A 24,996-nucleotide genomic window follows, 5' to 3' on the forward strand; every position below is an offset into this window, starting at 1 on the left:
GTACGGCATCGGCTGCCACGGCCGCTGCCTACCGACGGGCCTCTCGGCGATGGCCTGCGGTCTCGCACGTCTGCCTTCACCCGAAGCAGCCCCGTGTGACAGATAATTTAAGTTCTGTGTCACATGTCTCACCCCGCTGATTCTTCTACGGGGCGCGCGAGCGCGCCGGTGACCCGCCTTGCCCTGCGGGTCGAGGATCTCGGCCTTCGGCATGACGTCGACAATGATGGTCGGCACGCGCCGCAACCCTTTGTGCCGTTCATCCCACCCGGCCTTGGAATCATCGGCAGAGCGGCGTGTCGGCACCGGGTCGCCGGCTCAGATCACTGGGTGGAGATCTTGTGGACGGTGGTGTCGTCGGGGTTCAGCCGTCGCCCGTCCGCGGACAGCACTTCCAGTACGCGGAGGCGATGTCCCTGCCGGCGGTCGACCAACTGTGAGTGTGGTTCGCCGGGGGCGAAGAAATTCTGTTCGCCCCACTGCCGCAGTGCCACGATGACGGGGAAGAGCGCTTTGCCCTTCGGAGTCAGTACGTACTCGCGGTAGGCGCTGCCGTCCGAGGCGGGGACGGATTCGAGGACACCGCCAGCGACCAGGGCGCGCAGACGCGCGGTGAGGATGTTCTTCGCCACGCCGAGGCTGCGCTGGAACTCCCCGAAGCGCCGGCTTCCATCGAAGGCGTCCCGCACGATCAGCAGGGACCACCAGTCGCCGATCGCGTCCACCGACCGGGCGACGGGACATTCGCTGTCGTCGAAGCGCGTCCTGGTCACCATGACGTCCCTCTCTCTCACGCGGTTGCAACATGCTACCAAAAAAGTTACCGTCACCATTGGTGGCAAGATGAAACCAGATGTGCGGAGGAGCGCCGATGCTCGACAACGGTGAGGCTGTGACACGACGGACCGAGGCCCGAAGCGGGGAAGGTTCCGCGTTCGTCCTGTCCCGTGGCGTCGTCATGCTGTTCGCCGTCGCCTGCGGGGCCGCGGTGGCCAACGTCTACTTCTCCCAGCCGCTCCTGGTAACCATGGGCCACGACCTGGCCATGAGCCCGGCACTTGTCGGCAGCGTGGTCACCCTCACGCATGTCGGATACGGGCTGGGGCTCTTCTTCCTCGTGCCGCTGGGCGACGTGGCCGACCGCAGACGACTCATCGTGGCCCAGTTGCTGCTCCTGGTGGTGGCGCTGGCCGTGGTAGCCGCCGCCCACACGGCGGCGATCCTGCTCGCGGGCATGGCCGCGATAGGGCTTCTCGCGGTCGTCACGCAGACGCTGGTGGCCTTCGCGGCATCACTGGCCCCTCCCGCCGGGCGCGGACGGGTCGTCGGTCTGGTAACCAGCGGCGTGGTCATCGGAATCCTGCTCGCCCGCACCGCATCCGGCCTCATGGCCGATCTCGCGGGCTGGCGCTCCGCCTACCTCGCCTCGGCGTCGCTCACCGCTCTGCTCGCCCTGGTCATGTACCGAGTGCTGCCGCGCCACAGTGACGCTCCGCCGACAACCCTGCGCTACGGACAGCTCCTGCGCTCCACGATCACCCTGTTCGCACGGGAACGACTGCTGCGGCTCCGGGCCCTGTTCGGTCTGCTGATCTTCGCCGCCTTCAGCACCCTGTGGAGCAGCGTCGCGCTGCCGCTCAGCGAGGCCCCGTACTTCCTGTCCCACAGCGCGATCGGGGCGCTGGGGCTGATCGGTGTCGCCGGCGCCCTGGCCGCGACCGTGGCGGGCCGCCTGAACGACCGCGGCCTCTCCCGACGGACCACCGGCATCGCCCTGGCACTGCTCGCCGCCTCGTGGCTACCTTTGGCCTTCACCCGCAGCTCGCTCTGGGCCCTGGTCGTCGGGGTGATCCTTCTCGACCTCGCCGTGCAGGCGGTCCATGTCACCAACCAGACCTTGATCTACGCGCTGCACCCGGACGCGGGCAGCCGGCTGATCGGCGGATACATGGTCTTCTACTCGATCGGCAGCGCCACCGGCGCCATCGCCGCGACCTCCCTCTACACGGTGGCCGGATGGGGCGCCGTATGCGCACTGGGTGCCGCGTTCAGCTGCCTCGGGCTCGTGCTGTGGGCGTTCACTCGACACAGCACCCCGGACCCCTATTCGTCTGGGTGCCGGCCACGGCGAGCGGCATCACGGCTCTGCTGGCGACCTCAGCCGTGACGTTCACCGTGGTCAAGGTCGTCGGGGCCGGCTACCTGCTGTATCTCGGGGTCAAGGCCTGGCGTGCGGCTTTACGTAAGGGCGGCGGCCGCCCTTGTTGCCCTTCGCCTCGGCGGCCCGCAGTCCGTCGTATGTCAGCTCCCGTTGAAGATCGCGCTGGAGTTCGCCGGCCGCGGCGAGGGTCTGGACCATGAACTTCACCGTGGACAGCAGCTCCCCGGTGCGCGGGTGGCGGGCCGTGAGGTCCATCGCGGAGAACGCACCGTCGTGGATGCGCAGGGCGAGCCGGCCCTGGTGCAGGACGTCGAGCACATCGAGGATGCGCCCGGTGCCACCCACCAGGCGGAACATCTCGGAGACGTGCACGGTGTCGCCCGGCCGCGCGTACACGAGCAGCTCGGCGAACCTCGGCCGCTGAAGCGGGTGGAGGCGGCTGGAGGTGCCCGTGGCTTCCTCGAACGCGACCGGGTCCTCGATCCCGGCCTCGTCCAGAACGAGGTTCTGACGGGCAGTCGACTGCTGGTCGGTCGACACCCGCTTGTAGACCAGGTTGGTCATGCCGCTCCCCGTGGTGGTGATCGCATTCGACCCTGGCTGTCAGCAAACCCTGTCATCAGCTTTCATCGGATCTGATTGGATCTGCGCCGTCGTCAGGCCCCGGAACATCCGGGTTCATCGGACGTCCGCGGCGCCTGTCGTCATTCGATCCTTTTCCGACGGGTCTGGCGCAGGTCTATGCACTCGCCTCCCGTGAGCAGGGGGCGCCTGTGTGCATGTTGGATGAGGCGCCGTCGATGACGGAGTCGAGCCTGTCCCGGGTCTGGGTGAGATCCACGATGCGCCGGTCAAGGTGGTCGCGTTCCGCGGCCAGGCGCTGGAGGAGTTCAGGGGTGGCCTTGCCGTCGATGACGCAGGGCGTCAGCTCGGCGATGGCCTTGCTGCTCAGTCCGGCGGCGTACAGCTGGCGGATGAGGTGTATCCGGTCGACGGCGGTTTCCGCGTAGTGGCGCTGGCCGCTGCCGCTGCGCTCTGCGGTGAGCAGGTTCTGTTCCTCGTAGTACCGCAGGGCCCGGGTGGTGACTCCCGTGCGTTGGGCGAGTTCCCCGATCCGCACATCTGCCCCTTCTCGCGTGTTCTGCGTCACACGCATTTGCCCTTCACGTCAACGTCAAGTTTTACGGTAGCTCATGCGCCCGTTAGTGGGCGAATGAGCCTGTCAGATCCCTTGTCGGGATGAGGTAAACGACGAACGGACGGAATATCCATGAGTGAGGACACCGCAACGGCCCGGCGGGTGATCGGCGTCGAGGAGCACGCCTGGACCCCGGAACTGCGCCGCGCCCTTTTACGGTGGGGCGGTGACGCGACCGTCAACAAGATGAGCAGCCGGGGGGAGGTGAACCTGCGCCTGCTCGACGTCGGCGAGGAACGCCAGGCCCGCATGGACGCCAGCGGCGTGGCCATGGAGGTCCTGTCCATCACGACGCCCGGGACCCAGCCCCTGCCGCCGCAGGTCGCCGTCCCGCTCGCCCGGGAGGCCAATGACGTACTGGCTGACGCGGTGCGCCGCCGACCCGACCGTTTCGCGGCTTTCGCCACGCTGCCCACGTCCGATCCCCAGGCCGCCGCCGCGGAACTCGAGCGAGCGGTCACCGGCCTGGGACATGTCGGGGCGATGCTGTTCCCGCGAACGGGCGAGATCTTTCTCGACCACGCCAGCTTCCGGCCCGTCTTCGAAGCCGCCGCCCACCTCGGTGTGCCGCTGTACATTCACCCGGCCATGCCGCCCCGAAAGCTCATCGACACCGCCTACAGCGGCTTCGACGAGATGACGGGCCTGCTGCTGTCCACCGGAGGATGGGGATGGCACTCCGAGGCCGGTCTGGCGACTCTGCGCCTGATCCTCGCCGGGACCCTGGACCGGCACCCGGACCTGCAGATCATCCTCGGCCACTGGGGCGAGATGCTCGTCCCCTTCGCCGACCGTGCCGATCTGCTCAGCACCGCTGCCCCGCACCTGCAGCGCCGCGTCCTGGACTACATCACCGGCAACCTCGCTGTCACCGCCGGCGGCCTCTACAGCCACCGCATGCTCAGCGCGGCCGTGGACGTGCTGGGCCCCGACCGGATCATGTTCGGAGCCGACTCCCCCTACGGCGCCCCCACAACAGGCGACGGCCAAGAGCACCGGGGTCTCGGCGGCGTCGACTCCCGCGGCGCGTTCGGCGGGCCGGGCGGCGCCCGCGCCTTCGTCGACCACGCCCCGCTCGACGAGCGGGGCCGGGACAAGCTCGGCCACCTCAACGCCGAACGCATCCTCCGCCTCCCCCGGCCCGCTACCTCCTGAAAGGCAGACACACGCATGACCACGCACCACACCACCGGCCTCACCGGCCCTGCCCCCACCGCGACGGTGTCCGTCAAGCCGCTCGTGCTGAGCGCACCATGGCGCAGCGAGGACCTGCACGTCCGTGTCACCGCCCCCACCACCGGCACAAGCCTGCCCGTCGTGCTCTTCGCCCACGGCTTCGGCTCCAACCTGGACGGCTACGCCCCGCTGGTCGATCACTGGGCCGCCGGCGGCTTCGTCGTCGTCCAGGCCACCCACCTGGACTCCAAGCGGCTCGCCCTCCCCGCCGACGACCCCCGCCGACCCCGGATGTGGCGCTACCGCGTCCAGGACATGCGGCGCATCCTCGACGAGCTCACCACCTTGGAGGCGAGCGTGCCGGGGCTGGAAGGCCGCATCGACCACAGCCACATCGTTGCGGCCGGGCACTCCTTCGGCGGCCAGACCGCCGGCATCCTGGTGGGCCTGCGCGTCACGGACCCGGACACCGGCGCCGCCGAGGACCTGTCCGATGCCCGGGTCATGGCCAGCATCCAACTGGCCACCGCGGGCAAGGGCGGCGACGAACTGACCCCCTTCGCCCGCGACAACCTTCCCTGGCTGCGCGAACAGGACTTCTCCCACATCACCGCCCCCGGCCTCGTCGTCGCCGGCGACAAGGACGACCTCCCGCTCACCACCCGAGGCCCGGCCTGGACGACCGACCCCTACACCCTCAGCCGCGGCAACAAGAGCCTCCTGACCGTCCACGACGGCGAGCACTTCCTCGGCGGCATCTCCGGCTACCAGGCAGCCGAGACCACGGACGAGAACCCCGACCGTGTCGCCCTCGTCCAGCAGGTCACCCTCGCCTACCTGCGTCACATCACCGGAATCGACCACACTGACTGGAACAACGCCCGAGCGGTCCTCACGGACCACCCGCTGGGGCACCTCAAAACCAAGTGACCCCGCCAATGGTGGCCCGCCAGAACCTCTGGTCGTCCAGGTCGCGGGACCGGGGGCTGAAGTTGTAGCCGAGGATCTTGAACAGGCCGAACACCATGTCGGAGTACGAGGCGTTGTCGGTCGCCACCATCTCCGGCTTCACCCCGCCGTCCAGGTTCAGCAGCGCGTCCAGGATGTGCAGGGAGTCGCGCGGGGTGCCGGGGACCACCATCTGCCCGATGCCCGCGACCTGGTCGTTGACGGCGTTGAGCCATGTGATGCCCCGCTTGAACCCGAAGTACTTCGGCGACGGCGCCGCGTTGATGGTGGTTGATGGTGCGGACGGGGACGACGAACCGCGGCCCGTCCACCGAGGCGAGCAGCCCCTCGCCCCAGAATCGCACGATGGGCACCTCGGCCTGGGCGGCGATCAGCCGCGCGTTCGCCGCGGCGATGGTGTCGGCGCGCAGGTAGTACTGGTCGACGTGCACGAGCCGGGCCCGGGTCAGGGCCTCGTAGCCGGGGTTCACCACCGGGGCCAGGCCGATGTTGCACGCCTCCGACACCAGCAGCGCGACCACCGAGGTGGACAGGTCCTTCATCCGGGTGGTGCCGTCGCCGAGGTGCACGAACGCGTCAAGGAACCCGGTCCAGGCGTTCACCTCGAACAGCAGGTCCGGCAGGTCGATCTTCGGGAGCATCTTCTCGACCCGCTTACGCAGCCAGGTCAGGGACTTCGGCTCGCCGAGCGCGCCGAGCTTGTCGACGTTCGGCTTCACCCGCCCGTCGTCCTGGACCTCGATGGAGACCTTCGCCGCCGGCCCCGCCTCCTCCAGGCGTTCGGCGAGCTGCTTCCACCCGGCGTCCAGGCCCCGCACCAGCTCCGCCAGATGCTCGGTGACGGGCACGTCCAGGCTCAGCCCGGCCGGCACGTCCTCCTCGACCGCGTCCCGGTCGGGCCCGTCCAGCAGGCGGGCCCGCGGGTTGGACCAGCGGTGCGACGGGGCTGCGAAGACGTCCCGGTTGTTCAGGGCCCGGTGCAGCTGCTCCAGCACGCACACCACGTACGCGTCCCGGTCCACCGCGCCCTGCGGCAGGTCGGGGTTGGCGTACACCGCCTTGCGCCACGCGGGCGGCACGAGCTTGTCGTCCACCTCGCGCGGCAGCAGCGGCTTGACGCCCACCTTCCGCCGAGCCAGCGCCGGAAGGCCGCGGACCCCGGCCAGGACCCGCTTGCCGGCGCTCGCCGCGTCCAGGACCTTCGACTCACCCAGCAGCGACAGGAACGGACGGACCGTGGCGTACCGGGTCGCGAGCGCGGCCCGCATGGCGATCTCGGCCGATCCCTCGTCCTCGGGCACCAGCGAGACCACCGTGGCCGCCGCGGTCATCACGGCGGCGCGCGGGGCGACTTCCTCCAGCGCCGCCCACAGCGCGGCCACGTCCAGGTCCGCCTCCTGCTCCCCGACCAGCTCCAGTTCCTCGAACAGCACCTTCGCCGCCCGCGCGAGCGTGCGCGACGCCTTCTCCAACTGCGGCAGCGTGGACAGCCGCTCCTTCTCCGTCTTCCGCTTCGCCGCGTTCGGCAGCCGGGTGGCCATCAGGACCTGGAACAGGTCCAGGGCCTCGTCGATCGCCTTCGCCTCCAGGTGCCGCATCACCGCAGTGAGCATCGCCGTGCGCTTGGGCTCCGCCGCCCGCTCCAGCAGCGGCGCCTTCGACCCCAGCGCGTACCGGGCCAGCGCCGCCATCCGGTCCGTCCTGGTACTCGTAGGCGTCCCGGATCTCCCACGCGTGCTCGTACGCCGTCTTCGGCCGCTCGGTGTACCGCTTCACCACCGACGGGTCCTCGATGCCGAGCTGCGCCGCCAGGTGCTCGACCACCGGCCACGGCGCGTCGAGCGGGTCGTCCGGGAGGAACCGGCCGATGTAGCGCACCGTGCACATCCGGAGCGCGAAGCCGAGCTGGTGGTGCGTGGAGCGTCGCAGCGCGATCAGATCGCGGTCGACGTCGTCCAGGAAGAAGAACCGCTCCAGATCGGGGCGGGTCGGCTCCTCGGCGAACTTCCCGTACGCCTCGGCCCGCTCATCAGTCAGAAACTCCACCGGCACGAGCGGACCGTAGCCAGTACCGGGACCCACCCGGCGATCTTTCCGCGAACCCCAGCGGAGCCCCTAGCCGGTGTGCCAGCCGACCATGATCAATCTCAGCGCCAACCGCTGTACCGATGTTCCCCGAGGCAGGGAGAGCATCGGCTCGGCCCTGGCTCTGATCGGACGCTTCACGGGAACCGACATCATCACCGACTGCTTCCTGGCGCAGCACTCGCGCCTTCGACCCACCTGCTGACGGCTCGCGCTCAGGCCCGGAGCGCACCGCCTGCCACGCCGTCGGCGCGGTGGTCCGGCGCGTCCGGGGAAGTGCTCGTTGTTGGTTGACGGGTGAGCAGGGCCTCGGCGCCGGCCGGAAGGAAACCCGCGCTCAGGAAGGCTCGTACGCTGGCGGCGTTGCCGGGTGCTATCTGTGCCCACACCGCCTGCCCGGCGCCGAGGAGGTGTCGTCCGGCCCTCGCGAGTCGCCGGCCGAGGCCCTGGCCCCGGTGGGCGGCAGCCCCACAGACCCTGTCTCATACGGGTCACACCAAGTGCGGCATCGAGCGTGGCAGGCCCAACCGGGCCGCAGGCCAGGAATCACAGTTCCGATGTTCCTCAACCCCCGATTCTCCCCCAAGGCCGACTGGCGACCAGCGACCGGACTCTGGCTGATCACGTGTGGAATCGAAACATGGGCGTGATCGGCGTAGACCAAGATCTCGTCACATGAAGAAAACGCTTGCGGTCGCGTTCACCACGGTGCTCGCTACCGTGATGACCGCCACCCCCGTTCAGGCCGCCCCCGCGGATCCGGTTAAGGCGCTGGCCAAGCAGCTCGCCCAGGGGCGGGGTGTCTCCTACACCGAACGAGACGCCACGCGAGCCGGTGACAAATCGTTCTTCGAACGCAAGGGGCTGCTGCAGTACGGCAGGGGCGGGATCGTTGCCTCCGACATCACGGCGAGACTCAACGTCGAGGACGAACCTCCCAAAGACTCCTTCGATACCGATGACAAAGAGGACCTCTCCTTCATGAGGGATCCCGAGCAGACCATCAGGATCGGCAGGACCTCCTACGTCCGGGGGTTCATCGTCGAAACGCTCATGCCGAAGGGCAAGGTCTGGTGGAAGCAGTCACCCGGATGGACCTCTGGCCGCTCGGCCATGCTGGGTGAGCTCATCAACGCCGCCGACCCGGGCACCTTGAAGATGATGCTCGCCAAATCCAAGCGCAGCGGCAGTACCTACGCTGGGGAGATCACCCTCAAGGAGCTCATCAAGCTCTCGCCCTGGGCACGCAGCACCATATGGTGGGGCGTCAACGACAAGGCGGTCGTGCGCTGGAAGCTGGTCGTGAGCGCCTCAGGCCTGCCCCACCGCTTGACCACCTACAGCTCCTTTGGCAACAAGAAGCGTGTGGAGATCCGCTACACGGGCTGGGGACGCAACGTCTCCATCAAAGCCCCTGCGGCCGCCACGGTGACCACGAAGCTGAAGGGAGCCGACGGCCCCTTCCTGCCCAAGGCTCCAAACCGCTAGGTTCTGTTTCGAAAATCGGGGTGCGATCTAGGGCGTGTATCGGAAGTGCTGGTCGGGAGTGGCAATGCAGGCGCCCGTGTGTGCTTCGATGCTTCGGTGATTCGACTGACTGTTTCCACGGCTGATGGATCTCCGGCGGCTTGCGTTGTCAGGCCGCGTGATGCGTCTGACATCGATGAGTGCGTCCGGGTGCTCGCTCAAGTCCATGACGGTGACGGCTATCCGGTGAACTGGCCGGACCGGCCCAGCGAGTGGCTGATGGAGCCCTCCCAGTTCGCGTCCTGGGTGGCCGAACTGGACGGGCGCGTCGTCGGACACATCGGTCTGTCCTGTGGCGGGGCCGGGGACGTGGCACCGATCCACTGGAGCCGTCTCGAGGGCAAGCCTATTCAGTCCACTGCGGTGGTCAGCCGTCTGTTCGTCTCCCCCACGGCTCGTGGATACGGAATTGGCGCCCTGCTGATGGCCGAGGTCGTGAGGGAGGCACAGGAGCGTGATCTGTACCCGGTTCTCGACGTCGTGGCCACTGACACGGCGGCAGCCGCTTTGTACGAACGTCTGGGCTGGCGCTTGCTGGCCACGGTCGACCAGCGGTGGAGTCCGGCTCAGACAGTGACCGTGCACTGCTATGCCGCGCCTGCGTGACCGCTACAACCACGGCACACCGCGTCACAGCCACTCGTTGATGGCTGCGACGAGGACGGTCGCTTCGTAGCGGACGGCGAGTTTCTCGTAGCGGGTGGCGACCGCGCGGTGGCGCTTGAGGCGGTTGATCCCGCACTCCACCGCGTGGCGCTCTTTGTAGTCGGTCTTGTCGAACTTCGGCGGCCGACCACCGCGGGAGCCGAGCTTCTTGCGGTTGCGGACCTGGTCGGCCTTGTCCGGGATGGTGTAGCGGATCCCGCGCTTGCGCAGGTAGGCACGATTCTTACAGGAGGCGTACGCCTTGTCGGCCCGCACGCGGTCGGGCCGGGTGCGGGGCCTGCCCGGTCCGATACGGGGCACGCAGATCGCCTCCAAGACGGGCTCGAACTGCGGGGAGTCCCCGCGCCGTCCGGCTGCGATGACGATCGACATCGGCTTCTGTCCCTGCTCGGCGACCAGATGCAGCTTGGGGGTCAGGCCGCCTCGCGAGCGCCCGAGGCCGTGGTCGTCCGGCTCGGTGGCGACGCCGCCGGGCGGCTCCTTCTGTAGATCCCCCTTTTCCGCGCCCCGGCGGCGTGCTGGTGGGCCCGACAGACGGTGGAGTCGACGTTGATGTCCCAGGTGATCAGGTTCTTCGCGTCGGCCTGGGCCTGCAGATCGGTGAAGATCCGCTTCCAGGTGCCGTCCCGCTGCCACCGCCGGAACAGGTCGTACACCCGGCCCCACGGCCCATACCGCTCCGGGACATCCCGCCACGGCGTCCCGGTCCGGGTCCGCCGCCGTATGCCGTCAATCAGCTGCCGCTTTGTCCATGTCGGCGGCCGGCCCGGCTTCCCGCCCCTGGGCGGCAGCGGCTCCAATCGGGCCCACTGTGCGTCCGTCAGATCCCCACGCGCCACGAACCAAGATCATCTCACGCTCAAGGTCTCTTCCGATACACGCCCTAAGGTATCGTCACCTCGTGACGATACGAGAGTAATCAGGCACTTAGAGTTAGTGCGGGTTGGGGTGTTTCGCGACTTTCGCGACACCCTTACGCGCAGGCGCGCGAGGAAGTACGGCTCCCCCGTTCCGCGGCGCTGCTCCCGGACGCCAAGGCCTCCGCGGGGTAGCGTGCCGCTCGCGCGGCCGAGCCGGCCCGTCACGCCCGTGAGCACGCCCGGTTGGCCTCCGGGGGGATCGGACCGGATTCTGGCGCTAGAGAGTCGATCTTGACGACGATTCGGTGACGACGGCTGTTTGCCATGGTTGAGCGCCCTGGCGTGCCTGCTCATGCGGCCTCCCACTCGGGTCCGCGTCACCCGGGGCAAAGTAACTCTGGGTGACGACAGAGACGGGGGTGCTGTGCTGATCGTAGCCCCAGCTCCTAGATAGATCACCCTGTCAGTGGCTGCTGAGAGGGCGTCAAGGTGGCCGCTTCTGGTCGCGTCATTGGCGGGAGAGCGCGCGAGTGAGGCCTGCCAGGATGGTCGTTGCGAGGATCCACCCTGCAGTGATCATCGCCGCGGCGAGCCACTGTTGTGCGCCGCGCGGGCCGAAGGAGCTCTCCTGTCCGAAGCTGATGATCGGGAGGAGCAGGTCCAGGGTGTAGAGGAAGGCGTTGAAGGGGGGAGCCTCGCCTGGCTTGAAGGCCGGTGGCTGGTGGGCGGTGAAAACGACCGTGCCGATAAGGAGAAGGGCTGCGAGCCAGAGCGCAGCGCGGAAGGGTCGGTAGCCGTACCCGACGGTCCAGTCCTGCACATATCCCCACAGCCGTGCCCCGAGCCGCTGCCCCGAGCGGCGGCGACGCTGTTTGGCCAGCAGCACGTCGCGAGCAGCCTCATCGTGGCCCTGCCGGCGGTAGACGGCGGCCAACTGCTCATAGGGTTGAGGCTGGTAGGCCTCCCTGGCCAGCCAGTCAAGTCGCTCCCGGACAGGCAGGGGAGCCTCCAGGCTGTCATAGGTGAAGCCGTTCATCAGGACGTGAGCAGGCCACCGGCTGGGAGCGTCATCGAGCACGCCGACCCGACTGTGGCGAAGGTCGACGGCCCGCAGCAGTTCCGTCTGGGGCCCGATCTTCAGCGAAGCCGCATCTACACCACGAAGGTGAAGGTCACCGTCGATGGTGGTCTCCGCAAGGCACAGTGTGGCGGCGATCTGGGAGTTCCTGATCGAGACGTCTCCGGTGGCCGCGAAGCCTTCGCAGCAGTCGATGCCCCCGCCCGCGATCACCTCCCACAGGGACAGAACCCGCCCGCCGGGATTACTGAGGGCGGCACCGTGAAAATCCAAGCTGCCCTCGATTCGGGCGTTGATGAGCACGATCTCCCCGTCGGCACGGAAGCCTTCGCTGCAGCTGAGCCTGCCGGTGACCCCCAGCCGACGCAGGGAAAGCGCCGTCGCACCCGGGTTGGACAACGTCCCGCCGTCGAGGTTGACCGATCCGCGGACCTGGGTGGAGTCCAGAAAGACCTCTCCGTTCGCCACAAAACCTGGTGTGAGCCGCAGTCCGCTGCCGATCTCCATCAGCGGCGCGTTCAGCGCGCGTCTTCCCGGATTGGCGAGGCTCGCCTGCGCGAAACGGAGCGAACCGGCCACGCGGGCTCCGCGCAGAAGGACTTCACCTTCGGTCGAGAAGCCGTCATCGATGCGCAGTCCGCCCTCGACACTGAGTCTCTCCGCGTTCAGGGCGATGCCGTCAGGGTTGGACAGCTGGGCTCCGCTGAAGACGCACCGGCGCCCTATCCGGGCGTCCTGCACGCTCAGCTCCCCCCAGGAGCGGAAACCGCGGGCACACGACAACCCGCCGTCGATGACGACCCCCTCGGCGGTGAGGCTGAAGCCGCCTGACCGCCCGACCCGTGCGCCATCGAGGGTCATCGTCCCGCCGATCCTGGCGCCAACAACGCGTAACTCACCGTCGATGACGGCGTTCGCGCACAGAAGATCACGGTCGACGATCAGGCCGTCGGCATGGACCGCCTGAAGTGCGTGGATCGCTGCGCCGCTGAGATTCAGTGTCCCGGACACGTGGGCCCCGGCGAGCTGGATCGGGCCGGCCATCTCGCAGCCTTCCAGGCGCAGTGCCCCGCCGATCACAGCGTCTACGGCCTGCAGTCCGGGCGCCTGGGAGGCCGCGAGGTCCACCAGGCCGGTGCGGGCTCCAGTGAAGACCGGCGCTTCCTCGAACTCGCACTTGGTCAAGATCAGAGGGTGTTGTACCTCGGCGTACGACAGGTCCAATCGGCCCGTGATCCGGGCGCCGGACAGGTGCATGCCGGGCGTCTGCCCTGCAAGGCGTTCCCGGGCGCCGAGCAACATCCTTACGATGATCGCAGCCCGAACGGGGGTGCCAGGAAGATCCACAGGACGCGCTGTGGGAAACGCCTCCCAGAGGGCGAGTTCCGGCTCGGACAGATCCTCGATGATCACAGGGCACTCCTGGAAGGTCGCACGCGTCGGTAAGGAGAGCCTCCAAGGTCACCACCTGTCTTGGCAACCTTCATGCCCGGCCCATCCCTTGGATCGCAAAGTGCGCGATTCGCAGAAATGAGAAGATCAGCACGCGGGTGAAGGTGCGGCCGGAGTTCAGCAAGGCGATGGACTTCGCCCGCACCATCAAGACGGCGGTTCCGCATCAGCGGGTGATCTTCACGGTGCATGAGATGAAGCGCCTGGGGCGGGGCGCGGCTGAGCCGCTGACCATCGCCGAACAGCTGCGGCGGGCCGATATCCAGCTGGAGTTGCTCACCGGCCCGTTGCAGGGCGTGTACGACCCGAGCGGGCACGGGGCCGCGCTGTTCGCGTTCTTCGCCGGGATGGCCGAGTCCGAACGCGAGTACATCCGGGAGAAGTCGCTGGAGGGCCAGGCCTCGGCACGCGAGCGCGGACGCCACGGCGGCCGTCCGAAGGTGTTCGACGACGACATGGCGGCCTACGCCCGCAGCCTGCGCGCCCGGGGCGTATCTGTGCCGGAGATCGCGGCCAAGCTGGTCATTCCCACCGGCAAGAACAAGGGCCGCCACCCGTCGCTGGCCAGCGTCTATCGGGTGCTGGCCGAGGATGCCGGTCCCGGCGTCGGTGTCTGACTGCCCCGACGGCGGGTGCCGGGGCACCTCACCTGCCCTGGGACTCAGGCGCTCTCGTGAGCACCGTCATGGAAGGGACGCAAGCCCCCGGCCACGCCGGCGCGGGAGAAGGCGTAGCGGCCCAGGAAGTTGATGTGGTCGTACTGGATCGGCGACAGCCGCGCACACATCTCATCCGTGACCGGGAACCCTTGCTCGCGCAGGTGCTTGACGGCGGCGTCCAGATACAGGCTGTTCCACCAGATAACCGCATTCAACGCCAATCCCAGACTGCCCAGCTGATCCTCCAGGCCCTCGCGGTAGCGCTGTCGTAGCAGGCCCCGGTTGCCGAAGGCGATCTTGCGGGCCAGGCGGTGGCGGGCTTCCTGCACATTCAGCTGGGTGCCGATCATCCGCCTGTAGCCTTGGTCGGCGATGTACTGCAGCAGGTGCAGCGTCTTGAAGATTCGGCCGTAGTGGGCGAACGCCTCGCCCAGGCCGGTGGTGCGGCCGTCGGCCGACAGCATCCGGATCAGGTCGTAGGCGCGTACCGTGCCCAAAGTGAGCGAGCCGGCCACGCGTACCATGTCGCCCCAGTGCGCGCGGATCTTGTCCAGGCGGACGGTGTGGCGGGACATGTGCTCCAGCGGGCCGTAGACGGCGCGGGTGTTGGTGCGCCACAGCCGGGTGCCGCCCAGGTCGGCGATGCGCGGGGAGAACTGGTAGCCGCAGATCGCGAACAGGCCCGAGACGATGTCGGAGTAGCTGGCAGTGTCGGTGACCACCGTCTCGGGCTTGGGTCCGCCGTCGAGGGTGCGGATGGCGTCCAGGATGAACAGCGAGTCGCGCAGTGTGCCGGGTACGACCAGCCCGCCGATGCCCACCACTTGGTCGTTGACCACATTCATCCAGGTCGCGCCGCGCTGGCGGCCGAAGTAGACGGGGTTGTGGCCGGTGTGCAGGTTCTGGACCGGCACGACGAAGCGCAGCCCGTCGGCCGAGGCGATGTGCCCGCCACCCCAGCATCTGACGATGTCGAGTTCGGCCTGGGCAGCAATCAGGCGGGCGTTGGCCGCCGCGATCGTCTCGCCGCGCAGGTAGCCCTGATCGACCTGCAGCAGCCGGGCCCGGGGTTCGGCTTCTCGATCGGCACCAGGCCGACATTGCACGCCTCGGCCACGAACAGCGCGGCCAGGCTGACCGGGAAGTCCTCCATGGGTGAGTCGGCGCCGGAGATGTGGGTGAAGTCGGCGGGCAGCCCGGTACGGTCGAACACCTCCAGCAGCAACTCGGGAAAATCCAGCCGGGGCAGCATGCCATCCAGCAGAGAGCGCAGCTCCTTCAGCCGCGCCGAGCTTCTCTAGTTGCAACCGGCCACCGACGAACTGCGCCGCGGTGTTCGCCCCAAGCCCATCCAGCACCCGGGTGTAGGCGCCTTCCAGCGCGCTGGCGAGCTCGGCCAGATGCCCGGCCGGCTCGACCTCCAGCTCAAGTGAGGTGAGGATGCGCGACTGCGCCTGCTGCCACGCCTGGCCGTCCAGCAGCCGCGCGCGGGGCGCTCCACCGCTCAGACCCTTCGGCGAACACATCGCGCCGACGCAGTGCGTGGTGCAGGTACATGACCGCGCACAGCACGAACGCCGCCTTGTCGATCTGCCCTCCGGGAGATCTGGGTTGCGGTAGATGAGTGGCCGCCAAGAGCCGGTGATCAGCGCCTCGTGCGCGGTGATGTCACCAGGGCCGTAGCGGCGGCGGGTCTTGGCCATCGCCGCCGCAGCGTGCACCATCGCCAGCACCGCCGTACCGGCCTCGACCGCACGGAACTGAATCGTGGCCAGCAGCAGCTCGATGAAGCCCTGCACCGTGCGGTAGCGCTTGATCAGCTCGGCTCGCCATTCGGCGGCCGCGTCATCGTCGGTCGTGGGCACAAAGGCCGCGATCGTCTCCACCGCCGAGGCCAGCTTCTCGCGCGGCACCACCTCTTCGATCGCCTTCCACACCTCCACCAGCGATACCAGCCGATCCTCGGTCGCCTCCGGCGCCGACATCAGCACCTCCACCGCTGAGGCCATCGTGCGCGCCGCCTTGCGCAACTTGGGGAACGTGCGCAGTTGCTCGGCTTTGCCGGCCCGCTCCGCCCGGGCCGGCAGGTTCGAGGTGATGAGCAGGTCCAGCACGTCGAGGGCGTCGTCGACCGACGAGGTCTCCAGATGCCGCACGGTGGCCGGCAGCGGGGCCGCCGTCGCAGGCTGATCTGGAGCGGGTGTCCTTCCTTGATCGGTTCCCCGGCGCGGCGGCGTACGACGAACACCGCCGGCAGCTCGCCGCGTCGCGGGTCTGGCGGGAGCAGGCGCTGCCGGAGCTGGTCTGCCGATCCGCGAAGCCGATGCAGGAGCTCCGGCTGAGCCCGACCGGGCGGTCCCAGCTCCGGTAAATACGTTGCGGGGTCCGGAACGGGCGGGCAAGCTGGGTTGACCGAGCGGCGGCGAACGCTGCCTGGACTAAGGAGGGCTGACGGATGGCCATCACTGTGCTGCGGCATGTCCGCATCAGTCCCACCTCTTTGTTCAGGAGCACACCCGTTGTCTTCCGAGTACGAACGCTCTGATTCCTACTCCGACCTCGACTCCCGCTGGTCCGATTTCACCGGTGACGAGTCCCAACCAGATCCGGCCGACGACTTCGTCTTCGAGTTCCATTCGGTCGACGAGGAGCTGGGCCCGGATCAGCGGTGGTCCACCTGGCTGGAGGTCGAGCGCGGTTCTCGCGGCCCGGAACCACGCCCCCCGTGGGTTGTGACGGAACAGGCTGCGATCGACACCGAGCTCGGCGTCCTCAAAACCGGTAAGGAAGCCGACGTCTTCCTGCTCGAACGGGCCGTCGAAGCCATCGGCGACAACCCGGCGAAGTCCTCGCTGCTGGCCGCGAAGCGGTACCGCACCGAGGAACACCGGTCCTTCCACCGCAGTACGTCGTACGTCGAAGGCCGCCGTACCCGCAACAGCCGCGACAGCCGGGCGATGGCGAAGAAGTCCTCGCACGGCCGCAGTGTCGCGGCCGGTCAGTGGGCGTACGCCGAATGGGACGCCCTCAACCGGTTGTGGAAGGCCGGCGTCCCGGTGCCGTATCCCGTGCAGGTGGACGGCACCGAGCTGCTGATGGAGTTCATCGACGACGGTGAGGGCGGTGCCGCGCCCCGACTCGCCCAGGTCCGGCCGTCGAAGGAGCTGCTCGGCGTGTACTTCGAGCAGCTCCGCAACGGCATGCGTGAACTGGCCCGCGCGGGGCTCGCGCACGGCGACCTTTCGCCGTACAACGTCCTCGCGCAGGCCGAGCGGATCGTGATGATCGACCTGCCCCAGGTCGTCGACATCGTGGGCAACCCGAAGGGCATGGACTTCCTGATGCGCGACTGCCACAACATGGCCACGTGGTTCACGAACCGCGGGCTCGAGATCGACGAACAGGAGCTGTTCGCCGACCTGCTCACGATGGTGTTCTGATCGCCTTCTGCAGAACGCGGTCGAAGCAGACCACCGAGGCTCGCCATCTGATCGGGGTCGTCGAGGGCCTCCGCCGGCCCCTCCTGTTCGGCGTCTACACCGGCGACGAGGCCCTCGCCGTCCTACGCCCACCTCGACCTGATCTTCACCGCCTGACGACCGCGTCGCTTTCCGCATCGGAACGGCCAGTGACGATAAGACGAGCCAGCCAGGCTCCTTAACGTCACTGGCCGTTCGGTTGCTGCTCAAGGGCCGAGGTCCCGGCCGGACAGAGAGAGCCACCCTCGGGGACGGCTTCCCGGTCATCGCGCGAGCGGCTACCAGAATGCGGGCCAGTGCTCCGGCCTTCAGGCCGGGGGTGAAGGCCCGCTAGTGTCCTGCGTCAGAAATTCGTCGGCTAAGTCTAGAATGGGCCGCATGGCGCGGACGGGACGGCCCAAGACTCCGGTGACGCTTTCCGCTGATGAGCGGGCCACGTTAGAACGCTGGACCCGGCATGCGAAGTCTTCCCAAGTCCTGGCGATGCGGTCGAAGATCGTGCTGGCGTGCGCGGACGGTCTGGACAACATCGAGATCGCCGCCGCCCTGCGGATCCACCGCGACACGGTCTCCAAATGGCGGCGGCGGTTCGTCCGGCTGCGACTGGAGGGGCTGATGGACGAGCAACGTCCCGGCCGCCCGCCCTCAGTCACCTTGGATCAGGTCGAGCAGGTCGTGGTGACAACCTTGGAGCAACTGCCCAAGAACGCCACCCACTGGTCGAGGACCTCGATGGCCGCCCGCAGCGGACTGTCGAAGTCCACGGTCGGGCGGATCTGGCGCGACTTCGGTCTCAAGCCCCACCAGGCCGGCACTTTCAAGCTGTCGAGTGATCCGTTGTTCGTGGAGAAGGTCGTCGACGTCGTGGGGCTGTATCACAACCCGCCCGAGCGGGCCGTGGTGTTGTGCGTGGACGAGAAGTCCCAGATCCAGGCCCTGGACCGCTCACAGCCGGTGCTGCCGATGATGCCGGGCATGCCCGAGCGGCGCACCCATGACTACGTCCGCAACGGGATCACCAGCCTGTTCGCCGCCTTCAACGTCGCCGACGGCACCGTCATCGGGGAACTGCACCGCCGGCACCGCGCCGCCGAGTTCAAGAAGTTCCTGATCACGATCGACAAGAGCGTCCCCGTCGAACTGGACGTCCATCTGATCTGCGACAACTACGGCACCCACAAGACCCCGGCGATCAAGGCGTGGCTGGCCCGTCATCCACGCTTCCACATGCATTTCACCCCGACCGGCTCCTCCTGGATCAACCAGGTCGAGCGCTGGTTCGGCTTCCTGACCGACCAGATGATCCGGCGCGGAGTGCACAAAAGCGTGCAAGCCCTGGAGAGCGACATCCGCGCCTGGATCGACGACTGGAACGACGACTGGAACGACAACCCGCGCCCGTTTGTCTGGAAGAAGACCGCCGAGGAGATCCTCGAATCCTTAGCCCGATATTGCCGACGAATTTCTGACGCAGGACACTAGGGCCTGTACGGGGTTGAGATCAGCGGGATTCGTCTGCGCGATGGCCTGCGATCCTGGTAGGCCATCGCTATGGCGCGCTGAGATCTCACTGACGAGGAATGGTCCTTGATCGATCCTCATCTGCCCTTGGGGGAGCGAGGCCCGATCCCAGATCTGCGGCAGCGGTTCAATGCGGTGATGTGGCGGTTTCAGGAGATCCGCCGCCGCACCGACGCGGTCGGGATCTTCCCCGACCGGCCCTCGATCGTCCGTCTTGTCGGTGCGGTTTTGGCCGAGCAGACCGATGAGTGGACCGAGGCCCGCCGCTACATGGGCCTGGATGTCCTGGCCAAGACCAGGATGCGCATCATCGTCGGCGACACACCGTGGCCCCTCACAGACACTTACCGCTTAACCTGCAGAAACAGGATCACGCGAAGGTCAACTCATACACCACTTCGCTGGACGTGACCCCCATACGTCGTCGCTCCACAGCGTGGTGTCCCGGGCCAGTATGCGGATCACGTGGCGTACGAGGTCTGCGGACTTGCGCAGGCGCTTGTTGTAGCCGGGCTGCTTGGGTAGGTAGGGGAACAGGTACCGCAGGTGGGCATGAGCGTGCCGCAGCCACCGCGCCTCGGAGGTGAAGCCGAGCATGGCCTGCGTCATCGCCAGGGTCACCAGCTCGGCATCGCTGAGCTGCGGCGCAATGCCCACGGCCGGCCGCCATGGCCCGAACTGCGGCGAACCTTTCAGTAGATCATCGGTCTTTATGTAGAGCGCGGTCGCGAGGGAGTCCAATTCTGTCTTCACGCACCGACATTGGGCTCCCTCGCCTCGACTGCGCAGGAGATCGTGGCGATCCCGGCGTGGATACCTTCGACCGTGGATACCTTCGACTACGGTGTCAGCACGATCCTGCCGAAGACCTCGCCCGCGTCCATCTTCTGGTGCGCCAGCACGGCTTTGTCCAGTGGCAGCAGGTCGTGCACCACTGTTTCGATCTCGCCGCGACCGGCTGCGGCGAACTGCTCGCTGCGCACGGCACGCAGGTCGGCTTGGGTGACGGTGGCTGCGCTGAAAGTGGCGAAGGACATCGACTTCTGGAACGCCGCCATGATCTTCGTGCCGAAGTCCGCAGGCGGCTGACCTGCGACAGCACCCACGGCCACCATGCGGCCGTTCGGGTTGAGCCTGTCGAAGAACGACGGCATGTCCTTGCCGGCCACAATGTCGATGATGACGTCATAGCCCGCTGGAGCCTCTTCCCCTCCGTCGCCGGAGCGGTCCAGCACGTGGGTCGCGCCGAGGCGGCGCAGCCGCTCGCCGCGCTCGGCCGACGATGTCGTGACCGCCACCGCGGCACCACCACCGCGAGCCGCGAGCTGCACTGTCATGATCCCGATGCTGCCGGCCGCGCCACGCACCAGGACCGTCTCCCCGGGAACGAAATGGGCGTGGCGAAGCCCGAAGTGGGCCACCGCACCGGAACCGCCGAGCGTCACCGCGTCGACGGCGGACAGGCTACCGGGCAGGGGAAGGATCTGCTCGACCGGTGCGACGGCCTGTTCGACATAGCCTCCGCCGGTGCCGGTGAAGGCCCACACCCGCCGGCCGATCCACGACGCGTCGACGCCGTCACCGACCGTGGTCACGGTGCCCGCCACCTCGCTGCCCGGGATGAAGCCCTCCTTGAATCCGTAGGCGGCCAACGCCCCGCTTCGGATCACGGTGTCGACACCACCGACGCCCACCGCCTCGGTGGCGATCAGCACCTGCCTGGCAGCAGGTGTGGGTACCGGCAGGTCGACAACAGCCAGACCTTCAGGACCTCCGTACGTCTGAATCGCGATTGCCTTCAATGTCGTCTCCACGTTCTTGGACCGCTCAAGCACGATCGTGCTCCATACCCGCCACCGATCGCCGCCCGGCGGTAAGGGGCTTCACACCGCGGCCGAGGATCGGTCCCGGTGCTGCGCGCCCCGATGATCTCGGCGAGCTTCTACGTCTCGAACGGTAACGGACGCCCCCGTCCGCTTAGGTAAAGTGAGAGTGGTGACCGACCATTTGCCTCATACGCTGCGTTCCGACGCGCTGGACAACCGCGAACGCATCCTCGACGCGGCCCGAGCGCTGTTCTCCGCCGACGGCCTGGATGTGCCGATGCGGGAGATCGCGAGGCGCGCCGGGGTGGGACCTGCCACCTTGTACCGTCACTTCCCGACCAAGCAGATGCTGGTCGCCGAAGCCTTCGCGGACCAGTTGCACGCATGTCGCGCCATTGTCGACGAGGGGTGCGCGGATCCTGATCCGTGGCGTGGCCTGCGCCTGGTGATCGAGAAGATCTGTGAGCTGCACGCACGCGATCGGGGCTTCACCGAAGCCTTCCTGTCAACGCTCCCGGGGGCGCAGGATGTCGCGGGACGCGAGTACACGGTGAAAAAAGTCGCCGGACTGGCCCAGCGAGCCAAGGACGCGGGGCACCTGAGGCCCGACTTCGTCCTGGACGACCTCATTCTCGTCCTCATGGCCAACAAGGGGATCCACGCCACATCTACCGCCACCCAGGTCATGGCCTCCCGACGCTTCGCGGGGCTGGTGATCCAGGCGTTCGAAGCCTGCCCTCACCACGCACCGCTACCACCAGCAGCACGACTGGCATCCGCAGCACCGGCCGGCGCCTGACCGTGGGTGAGCGGTATCCACGCTCGACGCGCGAACCACTGAACCCCTTGGAATAGATCGTCTAGTGGCCCCCCCCCCCGCAACGCCGGGGGCTGCTTCCGTGCCGTCGCAGAGCTCTCCGATTCTCCGGTCCGTGTTGGTACGGCGGCGTAACGTAGGCGTGTGCCGAAATCGCAACGTCGTGCCGCTCGTCGCAGGCGGGAACGGCCTGGAGTATCGGAGTGATGTCCAGCCGGGGATGTCGCGGCGGCCGTGGCCCGCGCCGTCTACCAGAACCTCACCTCGGGATAGCCCGCGGACGGCCCGTCCAGCAGCGGCTGGCGCCTGTTCTTCAGATGCAGGTCGAGGAAGGCGGTGACGTACGCGCGGATGATCTTTATGGAGCGCTCGCCGTCGATCGGGTACGCCGGTAACCCGAGCTGCGGCTGGAGCACCGCGTAGTCGATGAAGCTCATGTGTTCGGCGCCTGTCACGGTCAGCCAGCGCTTCCAGTCACCGGTCACGTGCGGCCAGAACAGGTCCCAGGAGCCCTTCTCTCCGTCGTCCGGCTCCTGCCTGGGGTTGCCGATCATCATGAACGGCTTCTCGACGGGCTTCGCCGGCGTCGGCGGGTTGTAGGAGCCGTCCAGATTGACCGCGGCCTTGATTCGCTGGCTCACGGGCAGAAGGTGCGCGGCACTCTGACCGCCGACCGAATGCCCCACCATCGCGATCCTGGTCTCGTCGATCAGCCGGTTCCAGTACGCGCTCTTCTCGAGCCGGTCCAGCACGAACGTCGTGTCGGCGGCCCTGACCCGGGCGACCTTCGCCCCCAGCTCCGGGGTCTGGCCGCCCTTGCCCGCCTCGAACGTGACGGTCCTGCCGCCGGGGAACGTGGTGGCCACGGACTCGTAGGTGTGCTCGATGCCCGCCACCAGGTATCCCCTGCTCGCGAACTCCTCGGCCAGCGAGGTCATGGTCGCGCGAGGCAACGTCATGCCCGGTGACAGGACCACCAGCGGCCACCCTTCCTTCCGTCTCAGCGGGGGCGCGTCGGCGCGGGCGTACGTCCTCGTCCTGGCGAGCGTGCCCGGTGGCACGTCCTTCAGCTGCGGCACGCTCTTGATGATCAACTCCGACTCTCGGAGCGTGACGTACCGGGCCGGTCGGCCCACGGCCTTCCGCGCCGGATACCAGACCGAGACCATCAGCTCGCGCACCTTCCTACTAGCCACCCACGGGTCGGGACGGCTGGAGTCGACCAGGTGCATGACCGACCGCCCGACGGCGTGGCCGCCCGTCGGCGCGGGCAGAGCGGGGGCGGGGGCGGACGCCGCGGCGTCCGCCGCACCGATACCGGTGAACGCGGTGAACGCGAGCATGCTCGCGATGGCTGTCTTCCTCATGTCCCCGACCATGCGGCACGGCAAGGCCGTACCGTCCCCGGCGAAAGTCACCCGGCACCCGCGACTTTCGTAGGGGGGCGTCGACCGGGTCGCCCTATAACCTCTGACCATGACGGACGGCGGCGCCGGGATCGCCGAGCGGATCACGCCGTGGGCGCTCGGCGCGGCGGTGTTCCTTCTCTCCATGGCCTCGGCGTCCGGTGCGGTGGGCGTCAGGTCGACGCTGCCCGAGCCCGTGCTCGTGGCCGTCGCCGCCGCGTCGGCGGTGGCCGCGGTCCGCGCCAGACGCTCGCTGGGGCCGCTCGCCGCGGTGGGCGCCGTCGCCTACGCCTGGCTGGTGATGTGGCCCGCCGCCGTCGCGGCCTCCTACTACGCGGGCACGCACCTGCGCCGCCGCGACCTGTGGCTCTACGCCGGAGGCGCGGTCGCGGTCTTCGCGCTCAGCGCTCTCGTCTCTCACCGAAGCAATGGGTACCGGGCACTGGTCGCGGGCACCCCGGCCAACGCGATCCTCATGAGCGGCGCGATGCTCGGGCTGCCCCTGGTGGCGGGGCTGTGGGTCCGCGCCAGGCGGCAGGTGCTCGCCACGATGCGCGAGCAGGCGGAACAGCTGCTGCGCGAGCAGGTGCTGCGCGCGGAGCAGGCACGTGTCCAGGAACGAGCACGCATCGCACGAGAGATGCACGACGTGGTCGCACACCAGGTGTCGCTGATGGTCCTGCACGCCGGCGCACTGGAGGTCAGCGCCCCCGACGAGCGTACGGCCGAAGCCGCGGCGCTGATCGGCGGTGTCGGCAGGGAGGCGCTGGGCAACCTGCGCGAGGTGCTCGGCGTGCTGCGCTCGCGGGATCCCGTGCGCGGCCCGCAACCCACGCTGGCCGACCTCGACCAGCTGCTCGACCAGACCCGCGCGCTGGGCATCGTGGTCGACCGTCACGACGAGGGGGTCGCGCGCCCACTCGGTCCCGTGGTGGAACGCACCGCCTACCGCGTGGTCCAGGAGGCGCTGACCAACGTGCACAAGCACGCCGCCGATGCCAGGACCGAGGTGTTCGTCCGCTACCGTCCCGCCGAGTTGGAGATCCTTGTGCGCAACCAGCCCTCCGCCGGCACCTCCGGTGATCTGCCCGGCTCCGGCTGGGGACTGGTCGGCCTGCGCGAACGTGTCGAGCTCGTCGGTGGCAGTCTGGAGACCGGCCCGCAGGACGGGAACGGTTTCCAGGTCATGGCCAGGATCCCGGTCGCGTGATCCGCGTACTGGTCGTCGACGACGAGGCACTGGTCAGATCCGGGCTGCGGATGATCCTGGAGGCGGCGGGCGACATGGTGGTCGTCGGCGAGGCCCGCGACGGCGACGAGGCGGTCGCCGCCACCACCAGGCTCAGGCCCCAGGTCGTGCTGATGGACGTGCGCATGCCCGGCACCGACGGCCTGGCCGCCGCGGCACGTGTCCTGACCGCCCCCGAGGCCCCCAAACTGATCATGCTGACCACCTTCGACCTGGACGAGTACGTCCACGAGGCGCTCCGGCTGGGTGCGGTCGGGTTTCTGCTCAAGGACACCCCGCCCCGGGAGCTGGCCGCCGCCGTACGCACGGTCGCGACGGGCCAGGCCATGCTGTCCCCCACCGTCATCAAGCGATTGATCACGTCGTTCGCCGACAGGGCTCCCTCCCGTGCCGAGTCCGCGCGTAACCGGCTCGCGTCGCTGACCGCCAGGGAGGAGGACGTGATCAGGGTGCTGGCCCGTGGCCTGTCGAACGCGGAGATCGGGCGGGAGCTCGGGCTGGCGGAGGCCACGGTGAAGGCGCACGTCAGCCGGCTGCTCGCCAAGCTGGGGGTGGCCAACAGGGTGCAGGCGGCGATCCTGGTGCACGACGCGGACCTCGGCTGACCGGACACCTCCCGCCCGCCCGTCGGGCCCACGAACCGATCGCCTGATCGGGCGGGATCTCGTCGGCCGTTCCTGAGCCGGTCCGAGAACGGCTCCCGGTGGGGCGTTCACGAGTCGGGTGGCCTTGAGCGCGGGGGTGTCGAAAGGATCGCTTCCTGCACACACGTCCGAGCCCTGCCCCGGTGCAAGCCCTGCCCCGGTGTGAGGAAGACCTGAACGCCGACGTCCAGAAGCGGCGGGTCGGCGCCCGCCAGGGCGGCGG

The 24,996-nt window shown here is 68.3% G+C and carries 22 protein-coding genes and 4 pseudogenes; 13 read left to right on the forward strand and 13 right to left on the reverse strand.

Annotation, left to right across the window (positions count from 1 at the left end; genetic code table 11):
- Window positions 1-323: 323 nt before the first annotated feature.
- Entirely contained in the window at window positions 324-794 is a 471-nt protein-coding gene (locus ACFFRH_RS40360; protein WP_344746086.1) for a winged helix-turn-helix transcriptional regulator, read from the reverse strand.
- A gap of 77 nt (window positions 795-871) precedes the next feature.
- On the opposite strand from ACFFRH_RS40360, the gene ACFFRH_RS40365 reads away from it, so the two are divergent.
- A complete protein-coding gene (locus ACFFRH_RS40365; protein ID WP_344746085.1) occupies window positions 872-2,167 on the forward strand; it encodes an MFS transporter in 1,296 nt (431 codons plus the stop codon).
- A gap of 51 nt (window positions 2,168-2,218) precedes the next feature.
- Here ACFFRH_RS40365 and ACFFRH_RS40370 read toward each other — a convergent pair whose 3' ends face one another.
- Together ACFFRH_RS40370 and ACFFRH_RS40375 are read right to left on the reverse strand one after the other, a co-directional pair.
- Window positions 2,219-2,725, reverse strand: coding sequence for a recombinase family protein (locus ACFFRH_RS40370; protein WP_344746084.1), 507 nt, complete (start codon window positions 2,723-2,725; stop codon window positions 2,219-2,221).
- 175 nt (window positions 2,726-2,900) lie between these two features.
- On the reverse strand, window positions 2,901-3,281 hold the full coding sequence (locus tag ACFFRH_RS40375; RefSeq protein ID WP_386163027.1) for a MerR family transcriptional regulator: 381 nt from the start codon (window positions 3,279-3,281) through the stop codon (window positions 2,901-2,903).
- Between the two features lie 150 nt (window positions 3,282-3,431).
- Here ACFFRH_RS40375 and ACFFRH_RS40380 point away from each other — a divergent pair, with 150 nt between their 5' ends.
- Together ACFFRH_RS40380 and ACFFRH_RS40385 are read left to right on the forward strand one after the other, a co-directional pair.
- Entirely contained in the window at window positions 3,432-4,514 is a 1,083-nt protein-coding gene (locus tag ACFFRH_RS40380; RefSeq protein WP_344746082.1) for an amidohydrolase family protein, read from the forward strand.
- 15 nt (window positions 4,515-4,529) lie between these two features.
- A complete protein-coding gene (locus tag ACFFRH_RS40385) occupies window positions 4,530-5,465 on the forward strand; it encodes an alpha/beta hydrolase family protein (protein ID WP_386163031.1) in 936 nt (311 codons plus the stop codon).
- On the opposite strand, the gene ACFFRH_RS40390 is transcribed toward ACFFRH_RS40385, so the two are convergent.
- The 4 genes and pseudogenes from ACFFRH_RS40390 to ACFFRH_RS40405 all read right to left on the reverse strand — a co-directional run.
- Window positions 5,452-5,769: a Tn3 family transposase gene (locus ACFFRH_RS40390; protein ID WP_386163076.1), complete on the reverse strand. Its 318-nt coding sequence runs from the start codon at window positions 5,767-5,769 to the stop codon at window positions 5,452-5,454. The genes ACFFRH_RS40385 and ACFFRH_RS40390 overlap by 14 nt on opposite strands.
- A 61-nt stretch (window positions 5,770-5,830) precedes the next feature.
- Window positions 5,831-6,772 (reverse strand): annotated as a pseudogene (locus ACFFRH_RS40395) (Tn3 family transposase); the annotation flags it as partial.
- A complete protein-coding gene (locus ACFFRH_RS40400; protein ID WP_386163034.1) occupies window positions 6,711-7,586 on the reverse strand; it encodes a DUF4158 domain-containing protein in 876 nt (291 codons plus the stop codon). The gene ACFFRH_RS40400 and the pseudogene ACFFRH_RS40395, both read right to left, overlap by 62 nt.
- A 218-nt stretch (window positions 7,587-7,804) precedes the next feature.
- A pseudogene (locus ACFFRH_RS40405) lies at window positions 7,805-8,044 on the reverse strand (hypothetical protein); the annotation flags it as partial.
- A 220-nt stretch (window positions 8,045-8,264) separates the two neighbouring features.
- Here ACFFRH_RS40405 and ACFFRH_RS40410 point away from each other — a divergent pair.
- Together ACFFRH_RS40410 and ACFFRH_RS40415 are read left to right on the forward strand one after the other, a co-directional pair.
- Window positions 8,265-9,077 (forward strand): hypothetical protein, encoded by an 813-nt coding sequence (locus ACFFRH_RS40410; RefSeq protein ID WP_386163036.1) that lies wholly within the window; start codon window positions 8,265-8,267, stop codon window positions 9,075-9,077.
- 189 nt (window positions 9,078-9,266) lie between these two features.
- Window positions 9,267-9,722: a GNAT family N-acetyltransferase gene (locus tag ACFFRH_RS40415; RefSeq protein ID WP_037937626.1), complete on the forward strand. Its 456-nt coding sequence runs from the start codon at window positions 9,267-9,269 to the stop codon at window positions 9,720-9,722.
- Between the two features lie 24 nt (window positions 9,723-9,746).
- Here ACFFRH_RS40415 and ACFFRH_RS40420 read toward each other — a convergent pair.
- Together ACFFRH_RS40420 and ACFFRH_RS40425 are read right to left on the reverse strand one after the other, a co-directional pair.
- Window positions 9,747-10,621 (reverse strand): IS5 family transposase gene (locus tag ACFFRH_RS40420; RefSeq protein ID WP_386163040.1). Its coding sequence is split into 2 segments (ribosomal slippage): window positions 9,747-10,231 and window positions 10,231-10,621, totalling 876 coding nucleotides; the frame shifts between segments, so codons are not numbered across the junction.
- 529 nt (window positions 10,622-11,150) lie between these two features.
- Complete coding sequence (locus ACFFRH_RS40425; RefSeq protein ID WP_386163043.1) at window positions 11,151-13,133, reverse strand: hypothetical protein; 1,983 nt, start codon at window positions 13,131-13,133, stop codon at window positions 11,151-11,153.
- 125 nt (window positions 13,134-13,258) lie between these two features.
- On the opposite strand from ACFFRH_RS40425, the gene ACFFRH_RS40430 reads away from it, so the two are divergent.
- Window positions 13,259-13,789 (forward strand): recombinase family protein, encoded by a 531-nt coding sequence (locus tag ACFFRH_RS40430; protein WP_386163079.1) that lies wholly within the window; start codon window positions 13,259-13,261, stop codon window positions 13,787-13,789.
- Window positions 13,790-13,833: 44 nt separating this feature from the next.
- On the opposite strand, the gene ACFFRH_RS40435 is transcribed toward ACFFRH_RS40430, so the two are convergent.
- Window positions 13,834-15,987: a Tn3 family transposase gene (locus ACFFRH_RS40435; RefSeq protein ID WP_386163046.1), complete on the reverse strand. Its 2,154-nt coding sequence runs from the start codon at window positions 15,985-15,987 to the stop codon at window positions 13,834-13,836.
- 44 nt (window positions 15,988-16,031) lie between these two features.
- Here ACFFRH_RS40435 and ACFFRH_RS40440 point away from each other — a divergent pair, with 44 nt between their 5' ends.
- From ACFFRH_RS40440 to ACFFRH_RS40455, 4 genes and pseudogenes are all read left to right on the forward strand, one after another.
- Window positions 16,032-16,202 (forward strand): hypothetical protein, encoded by a 171-nt coding sequence (locus ACFFRH_RS40440; RefSeq protein WP_386163049.1) that lies wholly within the window; start codon window positions 16,032-16,034, stop codon window positions 16,200-16,202.
- Between the two features lie 148 nt (window positions 16,203-16,350).
- The gene (locus ACFFRH_RS40445; RefSeq protein WP_386163051.1) at window positions 16,351-17,271 is read left to right on the forward strand and encodes a serine protein kinase RIO; all 921 of its coding nucleotides are present in this window, start codon (window positions 16,351-16,353) and stop codon (window positions 17,269-17,271) included.
- 408 nt (window positions 17,272-17,679) lie between these two features.
- Entirely contained in the window at window positions 17,680-18,792 is a 1,113-nt protein-coding gene (locus ACFFRH_RS40450) for an IS630 family transposase (RefSeq protein ID WP_386163054.1), read from the forward strand.
- Window positions 18,793-18,981: 189 nt separating this feature from the next.
- Window positions 18,982-19,242: pseudogene (locus ACFFRH_RS40455) on the forward strand (transposase); the annotation flags it as partial.
- A 3-nt stretch (window positions 19,243-19,245) separates the two neighbouring features.
- Here ACFFRH_RS40455 and ACFFRH_RS40460 read toward each other — a convergent pair.
- A pseudogene (locus tag ACFFRH_RS40460) lies at window positions 19,246-19,584 on the reverse strand (IS982 family transposase); the annotation flags it as partial.
- A gap of 86 nt (window positions 19,585-19,670) precedes the next feature.
- Window positions 19,671-20,666, reverse strand: a complete 996-nt coding sequence (locus tag ACFFRH_RS40465) for a zinc-binding dehydrogenase (RefSeq protein ID WP_386163059.1) — start codon at window positions 20,664-20,666, stop codon at window positions 19,671-19,673.
- A gap of 160 nt (window positions 20,667-20,826) precedes the next feature.
- Between ACFFRH_RS40465 and ACFFRH_RS40470 the strand changes: the two genes are divergently transcribed.
- Window positions 20,827-21,456, forward strand: coding sequence for a TetR/AcrR family transcriptional regulator (locus ACFFRH_RS40470; RefSeq protein WP_386163062.1), 630 nt, complete (start codon window positions 20,827-20,829; stop codon window positions 21,454-21,456).
- Between the two features lie 266 nt (window positions 21,457-21,722).
- Here the strand turns inward: ACFFRH_RS40470 and ACFFRH_RS40475 are convergent, their stop codons facing one another.
- Entirely contained in the window at window positions 21,723-22,841 is a 1,119-nt protein-coding gene (locus ACFFRH_RS40475) for an alpha/beta hydrolase family protein (protein WP_386163065.1), read from the reverse strand.
- A gap of 109 nt (window positions 22,842-22,950) precedes the next feature.
- Here ACFFRH_RS40475 and ACFFRH_RS40480 point away from each other — a divergent pair, with 109 nt between their 5' ends.
- Both ACFFRH_RS40480 and ACFFRH_RS40485 read left to right on the forward strand, forming a co-directional pair.
- Window positions 22,951-24,090, forward strand: a complete 1,140-nt coding sequence (locus tag ACFFRH_RS40480) for a sensor histidine kinase (RefSeq protein ID WP_386163068.1) — start codon at window positions 22,951-22,953, stop codon at window positions 24,088-24,090.
- The gene (locus tag ACFFRH_RS40485) at window positions 24,087-24,734 is read left to right on the forward strand and encodes a response regulator (RefSeq protein ID WP_386163071.1); all 648 of its coding nucleotides are present in this window, start codon (window positions 24,087-24,089) and stop codon (window positions 24,732-24,734) included. The genes ACFFRH_RS40480 and ACFFRH_RS40485 overlap by 4 nt, the downstream gene beginning before the upstream one ends.
- Window positions 24,735-24,996: the final 262 nt, after the last annotated feature.

It is taken from the genome of Streptosporangium vulgare (assembly GCF_042428775.1).
Classification (GTDB): Bacteria; Actinomycetota; Actinomycetes; order Streptosporangiales; family Streptosporangiaceae; genus Streptosporangium; species Streptosporangium vulgare.

Bases quoted from the DNA above. Each gene is read 5' to 3' on its own strand.
- ACFFRH_RS40450 (WP_386163054.1), top strand. From the start codon at position 17,680: ATGGGCCGCATGGCGCGGACGGGACGGCCCAAGACTCCGGTGACGCTT.
- ACFFRH_RS40365 (WP_344746085.1), top strand. From the start codon at position 872: ATGCTCGACAACGGTGAGGCTGTGACACGACGGACCGAGGCCCGAAGC.
- ACFFRH_RS40475 (WP_386163065.1), bottom strand. From the start codon at position 22,841: ATGAGGAAGACAGCCATCGCGAGCATGCTCGCGTTCACCGCGTTCACC.
- ACFFRH_RS40380 (WP_344746082.1), top strand. From the start codon at position 3,432: ATGAGTGAGGACACCGCAACGGCCCGGCGGGTGATCGGCGTCGAGGAG.
- ACFFRH_RS40480 (WP_386163068.1), top strand. From the start codon at position 22,951: ATGACGGACGGCGGCGCCGGGATCGCCGAGCGGATCACGCCGTGGGCG.
- ACFFRH_RS40370 (WP_344746084.1), bottom strand. From the start codon at position 2,725: ATGACCAACCTGGTCTACAAGCGGGTGTCGACCGACCAGCAGTCGACT.
- ACFFRH_RS40410 (WP_386163036.1), top strand. From the start codon at position 8,265: ATGAAGAAAACGCTTGCGGTCGCGTTCACCACGGTGCTCGCTACCGTG.
- ACFFRH_RS40385 (WP_386163031.1), top strand. From the start codon at position 4,530: ATGACCACGCACCACACCACCGGCCTCACCGGCCCTGCCCCCACCGCG.